Annotated in this window: 6 protein-coding genes and 1 pseudogene; 6 read left to right on the top strand and 1 reads right to left on the bottom strand. The window is 64.5% G+C overall.

Annotated elements, in window-relative coordinates:
• Positions 1 to 147 precede the first annotated feature (147 nt).
• Positions 148 to 309, bottom strand: a complete 162-nt coding sequence (locus WAN71_RS07445) for a hypothetical protein (protein ID WP_422224719.1) — start codon at positions 307 to 309, stop codon at positions 148 to 150.
• On the opposite strand from WAN71_RS07445, the gene WAN71_RS07440 reads away from it, so the two are divergent.
• The 6 genes and pseudogenes from WAN71_RS07440 to WAN71_RS07415 form a co-directional block, all read left to right on the top strand.
• Entirely contained in the window at positions 271 to 1,626 is a 1,356-nt protein-coding gene (locus tag WAN71_RS07440; RefSeq protein ID WP_422224718.1) for a mannitol dehydrogenase family protein, read from the top strand. The two genes, WAN71_RS07445 and WAN71_RS07440, sit on opposite strands and share 39 nt — an antisense overlap.
• Entirely contained in the window at positions 1,623 to 2,480 is an 858-nt protein-coding gene (locus WAN71_RS07435; RefSeq protein ID WP_422224716.1) for an HAD family hydrolase, read from the top strand. The genes WAN71_RS07440 and WAN71_RS07435 overlap by 4 nt, the downstream gene beginning before the upstream one ends.
• Positions 2,481 to 2,550: 70 nt before the next feature.
• Positions 2,551 to 3,948: a mannitol dehydrogenase family protein gene (locus WAN71_RS07430; protein ID WP_422224717.1), complete on the top strand. Its 1,398-nt coding sequence runs from the start codon at positions 2,551 to 2,553 to the stop codon at positions 3,946 to 3,948.
• Positions 3,945 to 4,907 (top strand): carbohydrate kinase family protein, encoded by a 963-nt coding sequence (locus tag WAN71_RS07425; protein WP_422224715.1) that lies wholly within the window; start codon positions 3,945 to 3,947, stop codon positions 4,905 to 4,907. Before WAN71_RS07430 ends, WAN71_RS07425 begins: the two co-directional genes overlap by 4 nt.
• A 13-nt stretch (positions 4,908 to 4,920) precedes the next feature.
• Positions 4,921 to 6,063 (top strand): adenylate/guanylate cyclase domain-containing protein, encoded by a 1,143-nt coding sequence (locus WAN71_RS07420; RefSeq protein ID WP_422224714.1) that lies wholly within the window; start codon positions 4,921 to 4,923, stop codon positions 6,061 to 6,063.
• Positions 6,064 to 6,100: 37 nt separating this feature from the next.
• Positions 6,101 to 6,203: pseudogene (locus tag WAN71_RS07415) on the top strand (Ku protein); the annotation flags it as partial.

Genomic DNA, 6,203 nt, shown 5'->3' with positions numbered 1-6,203 from the left:
CGGTGTCTCACCACCGATTATCATGCTCGCCGTAACAATCTTGTTAACCCGGACACTAAAGGGTTCGACGGGCGAACCCATGGGGCACAGACGAAAATGCCCAATGTGATTCCTATGGTTCCCTGGCGCCGTTCGGCCGGCGTCCCGTTAAGCAACGCGACCCTGCGACTGCATTCGCAGCGCATTGACGTGCCAACTTACGACCGCTCGGCCCTTCAGTGTGGCGTAGTTCATATCGGCGCGGGCAACTTTCACCGTGCGCACCAAGCCGTGTACTTCGATGACCTTGCCTGCTTGGGCATTTCCCATGACTGGGGGGTCACCGGCGTCAGTCTTCGCTCCCGCGATGTGAAGGATCTGCTATCGGCCCAGGATGGGCTTTACACCGTCGTGCAGCGCGGCCATGACCGCCAAACGGCCCGTGTGGTCGGCTCGATCGGCAACTATCACTACGCACCGAACGACAGCGCGGCGGTCCGTGCCGCTCTGGCTGATCCGCGTACCCGCGTCGTCAGCCTGACGGTAACCGGCGACGGGTACTTCCTGGATCCGGTCTCGCGCGAGTTCGACGCTACCCACCCTGACGTGCGCGCCGACCTCGTCGCGTCGGATCGCTTTGCCACCGCGTGGGCATACCTGGCCGAGGCACTCGACCAGCGTCGCCGCGCCGGCATTGCACCGTTTACCGTGCTCTGCTGTGACAACATTCCCGACAACACGCAGCCGGCGCGGACCGCGCTGGTGTCGTTCGCCGCGTTGAAAGACCCCGGGCTTGCCCGCTGGATCGACGCACATGTCGCATTCCCGTCGACCATGGTCGACCGCATCACCCCTGCGACCTCAAACTCGGAACGCCGATTCGTCGAGGACGAATTCGGCATCACCGACAGGTTGCCGGTGGTGACCGAACCGTATTGCCAATGGGTAATCGAGGACAGCTTCAGCAACGGCCGCCCGCCGCTCGATGAGGTCGGCGCCGAATTCGTGGCCGACGTCCGCGACCACAAGCTGATCAAGACCCGTCTGCTCAATGGAACCCATGTCGCACTCGCATGTTTGGCCACGTTGGCCGGCTACCAGCGCACCGACGAAGCGATGCGGGACCGCGTCATCTTCGATTACGTCGAGCACCTCATGCGCGACGAGATTCAGCCACTGCTACCGGCGGTGCCCGGCATGAACACACCCGACTACCGGGACATCTTGCTTGACCGGCTCAGCAATCCCCGGATGAGCGATCAATTGTCGCGGCTGGCTCGTCGAGGATCGAGCAAAATACAGTCGTTTGTTTTGCCCTCCCTGCAGGAAGCGATTGCGCAGGGCAGACCGCACACTCTGCTGATATTGGCTGTTGCCGGCTGGGCGCGTTACATGCACGGCCGCGACCTCAAGGGGCGCAAACTCCGCCTCGAAGACTCGCAGGCGATACCGCTGACTAGGTTGGCGACCATGGCCGGCAACAACCCCGACCCGTTGGTCGGGCATAAAATGTTCACCGAGTTAAGGATGGTTCCCGGCTTCGCGGAGCGCCTGCGCGACATGATTGCGGATATCGACGAACGGGGTGTGGTGCCCACATTGCGTCAAGCGATGCGGAACGACGAGCGGGAGCTGGTGTCGCGATGAACGACGGATTGAGCATTGTGCGCGAATTCGACCCCGCGCCAATCACCACGTTGCTATGTGACGCCGATTACAACCTGTTCCCTTCGGAGAGGCCGGCATTCGCCGCCTCGACCGAGGTGACCAATCGCTTCCTGGCCAGGTTCGGCGTGACCGCTCCGCTCAGCGCCGAGGAGCTGCGCAAGCGGGCCGTCGGGAAGAACTTCCGCAGCACTGCTCTCGACCTGGCTGTGCAGTGCGAAGTGCCATTCGAGCAGACCCTGGCCCAGGGCCGTCCCGCGGCGGTCGCCGCCTCAGACAGCGATGTCGCAGCCGGCCGCGCGTTGTGCGCCGACGAACTCGAGAAATGGGTGCTCGAAGAGCGCGAACGGGTCACCGCTCATCTGGGCGTGACCTTGAAGCCAGATCCGCGGGTACTCGAACCATTGCGGGACCTGGCGTCGCAATATGCGCTGACGGCCGTCAGCTCCAGCGCTCTCAAGCGGTTGAATGCGTGTTTCACCGCGACCGGCCTTGATCCGCTCATACCGGCGGATGTGCGCTTCAGCGCGGAGGATTCCCTTCCCGTGCCGACAAGCAAGCCCGACCCGGCGGTGTACCTGCATGCCGGCCAGGAACTGGGCGTCGAGGCCCATCAAGGTCTGGCCATCGAAGACTCCGTGGCCGGCGTGACGTCCGCGGTCGCGGCCGGCTACCTCACCGTCGGGAACCTGATGTTCGTGCTACCCGACGAAAGGGATTGCCGCCGTGCGGAATTGATTGATGCTGGCGCAAGCGCTATAACCGACTCGTGGCGCGCGCTCGCTGATGTCCTAATGTTGTCGACCGTCAGAGGCGGAGCTTCTCCGCTTAGGTAAGCGTGCGCCACTCACGCAATGACGATTCGGGCCTTGGCCCGGGAGGAGTCGTGCAATCGTGGCTACCCTGATGAAACTGAACAATGCAGCGCTAGGAAGGCTGCCGATCGCCACGCCGAACTATGACCGCGGCAGCGTCGGCGTCGGTATCGTCCATATCGGGGCCGGTCACTTTCACCGGGCGCATCAGGCCATGTACATCGACCGGCTGCTGCAGCGGGGCCTGGCGCGCGAGTGGGGCATCTGCGGGGTGGGGGTGATGCCCGGCGACTGGACAATGCGCGACGTCCTGCGTGACCAGGACGGCCTCTACACGCTGATCGCGGAGAGCGCCGACGGCAGCCGGGACGCACAGGTGATCGGCTCGATCATCGACTATCGCTACGCACCGGACGATCCGCAAGCAGCGTTGGAGGTGCTGGCCGCGCCAACCACCCGGATCATCTCGCTGACCATCACCGAGGGCGGCTACCGCGACCCCGACGGGCCCGCATTCATGTTGATCACTGAGGCGCTGGCCAGGCGTCGCGACCGCGGGATCGCCGCGCCGACAATCGTGTCGTGCGACAACATCGAGAGCAATGGCGCGATCGCGCGGGGCGCGGTCCTGGCGAATGCCGAACAACGCGACCCCGGGCTTGCCGAGTGGGTGGCCGAACATGCCCGGTTCCCGAGTTCGATGGTGGACCGGATCACCCCGGCCACCACACTGGAGATGGCCGCGGCGGTGCGGCGCGACTTCGGTGTCGACGACCGGTGGCCGGTGGTGGCCGAGCCGTTCAGCGCCTGGGTTCTCGAAGACAACTTCGCCGACGGCAGGCCACCGTTGGAGCAGGCGGGGGTGCTGCTGGTCGACGACGTCGTCCCGTACGAGTCGATGAAGCTGCGGATGCTCAACGCGGGACATCAGTGCCTGTGCTACTTCGCCCATCTGTGCGGTTACGAGTTTGTCCACGACGCGGCACGCGATCCGCTGTTCGCCGAATTGTTGCTCGCCTACTTCGATTTCGAGGCCATCCCGACGCTGCCACCGGTACCCGGGATCGACCTCCATGATTACAGTCGCACGCTGGTCGAGCGGTTCGCCAACCCGGGCGTGCGCGACACCGTTGCCCGGCTGTGCGCCTACTCGTCGGACCGCATTCCGAAATGGCTGCTCCCGGTGATCTGCGACAACCTGGCCAGCGATGGTTCGGTTCGGCTCGGCGCGGCAGTAGTGGCGAGCTGGGCCCGCTACGCCGAGGGTGTCAACGAGTGGGGCGAGCCGTTCGAGGTGGTGGACCAGCTCGCCGACTCGCTAGTGCCGATTGCCCGATCCCAACACGAGCATCCCTGCGCATTTATCGAGATCACCGGGATATTCGGAGATCTGGCCCACCAGCCGCGCTTCGCGCAGGCCTACCGTTGGGCGCTGGAATCGTTGCATCACAAAGGAGCTCGGGCGACGCTGCAGGCATTACTGGGATGACCCGCGGGCTGGTGATCGGCGAAGCCCTGATCGATATTGTCGAGCAGGACGGCCAGGTCAGCGCTGAGCACGTCGGTGGCAGCCCACTCAATGTCGCCGTCGGGCTGGCCCGACTGGGCCGCGACGTCGACTTCCTGACCCACATCGGCGACGACGTGCGTGGGCGGCGCATCACCCAGTACATCAATGATGCAGGGGCGCAACTTGTTTCGGGGAGCCAGTCGGCTGCCCGGACAGCGACGGCGCGACTGACCGTCGGCGATGACGGCTCGGCCAGCTATGTGTTCGATCTGGATTGGCAGCTTTCCGGCACGCCGCCGGTGACGCCGCCGCTGTTCGTGCACACCGGATCGATTGCGGCCGTGCAGGAACCGGGCTGCCTGGCGGTCGCGGCGCTGGTCGACACCTACCATGTCTCGGCCACCATCGCCTTCGATCCCAACGTCCGTCCGTCATTGATTGTCGACCGGGATCTGGCCCGCGAACGCATCGAGCGCCTCGTCGAGCGCAGCGACATCGTGAAAGTCAGCGAGGAGGACCTGCGCTGGATCGACCCCGACCAACCGCCCGAGCGGACCGCGCAAACCTGGCTGGCGTTAGGTCCCGCGATTGTCGTGGTGACGATGGCTGACCGGGGAGCGGCGGCGGTCTGCGCAGCCGGCGAAACGCAGGTGGCGGCCCGACGGGTTCAGGTGATCGACACCGTCGGCGCCGGCGACGCGTTCATGGCCGGCCTGATCGACGCGCTGTGGGGCTCGGGCTTGTTGGGCGCGCAACGACGTACCGAGCTTGCCGGGATCGACCTGGATGCGCTGACGACGGCAATCGAGGCCGCCAGCAACGCGGCGGCGGTTACCGTAGCCCGGGCGGGTGCCGACCTACCGGATCGGGCGGCGCTGAACGAAAGGGCCATGATTGACCGCTTGGGCGGGACGAATCGGCGCAACGGCGGCCGATAGCAACGAAGTCGCTTTGCAGAAGCGTCTGGCAGTTGTGCTGTGCGCGGGGACCCTACCGTTCACGGTGCTGTGGAGCCTGATCTATGTGGCGGTGCATGCCCCGCTCGCGGCCGCGGTGCCGGCGTTCTATTCGGTCTTCACACTGGTAAACACCGCTTTGTTCGCCTGGACCCGCAATCTCGAGTTCTATCGCTTCACCCAACTGCTGGTGATCCTGATCCTGCCGTGGCTGGTGACGATCGCGCTGGGCGGCTTTCAGCCGTCCAGCGCGGTGATTATCTGGGCGGCACTGTGTCCGCTGGGCTCGCTGTTGCTCGAAGAGCCCAAGCGCACGCTGTTTTGGATCGTCGGCTTCGTCGCGCTGCTGCCCATCACCGCTCTGCTGCAACCTCATCTGACGCCGGCGCAGCTGCCCGACGCGTTCGTGACGTGGTTCTTCGTGCTCAACCTGGGAACGGTGATTACGGTCGTATTCGGGCTGCTGCACTACTTCGTCCGCCGCCGCGACTTCTTCCAGCAAAGCTCGGAGATGCTGCTGCTCAACATCCTGCCGAGGGAGATCTCCGAGGCCCTGAAGACGCAACCGCGCGCGATCGCCGCCCATTACGACGAGGCCAGCATCCTGTTCGCCGACATCGTCGAATTCACCCCGATGGCGGCGACCATGATGCCCCTGACCCTAGTTGACCTGCTCAATGACGTGTTCGAATGCTTCGACGACCTCGTCGACAAATACGACCTGGAGAAGATCAAGACGATCGGCGACTGCTACATGGTCGCCGCCGGTGTGCCGCGCCCGCGGGTCGACCACGCCCACGCTCTGGTCAACTTCGCGCTCGACATGCAGGCGGAGATCGGCAAACGGACTTTCGGCGGGCGCAGACTCGCCTTCCGCATCGGCATCAACTCCGGACCGGTGGTCGCCGGCGTCATCGGCCGCAGGAAATTCATCTACGATCTGTGGGGCGAGACGGTGAATATGGCCAGCCGCATGGAGTCGCACGGCCAAAGCGGCGTCATCCAAATCATGCGTAATACGTTCGACCTTGTCTCCGGTGCATTCGATTGCGAGGCTCGTGGGACGATCGAGGTCAAGGGGGCGGGTCGCGTCGAGACGTGGCAGGTAACCGGTAGGAAGCTGACGAGCGGCAGTTAAGCGCTTATCCGGGTAGTCGTATGGGCATACTGGCTCTATGCGTTCCATCTGGAAGGGTTCGATCTCCTTCGGGCTGGTCAACGTCCCGGTCAAGGTGTACAGCGCGACCGAGGACCACGACATCAAGTTCCACCAGGTGC

It is taken from the genome of Mycobacterium sp., from assembly GCF_049280035.1.
Classification (GTDB): domain Bacteria; phylum Actinomycetota; class Actinomycetes; order Mycobacteriales; family Mycobacteriaceae; genus Mycobacterium.
This window is presented reverse-complemented; position numbering and strand designations above follow the sequence as displayed.

What these genes read in the sequence shown, in the direction of transcription:
- WAN71_RS07445 (WP_422224719.1), bottom strand. Translation starts at nt 309, where the DNA reads ATGGGAAATGCCCAAGCAGGCAAGGTCATCGAAGTACACGGCTTGGTG.
- WAN71_RS07430 (WP_422224717.1), top strand. Translation starts at nt 2,551, where the DNA reads ATGAAACTGAACAATGCAGCGCTAGGAAGGCTGCCGATCGCCACGCCG.
- WAN71_RS07425 (WP_422224715.1), top strand. Translation starts at nt 3,945, where the DNA reads ATGACCCGCGGGCTGGTGATCGGCGAAGCCCTGATCGATATTGTCGAG.
- WAN71_RS07435 (WP_422224716.1), top strand. Translation starts at nt 1,623, where the DNA reads ATGAACGACGGATTGAGCATTGTGCGCGAATTCGACCCCGCGCCAATC.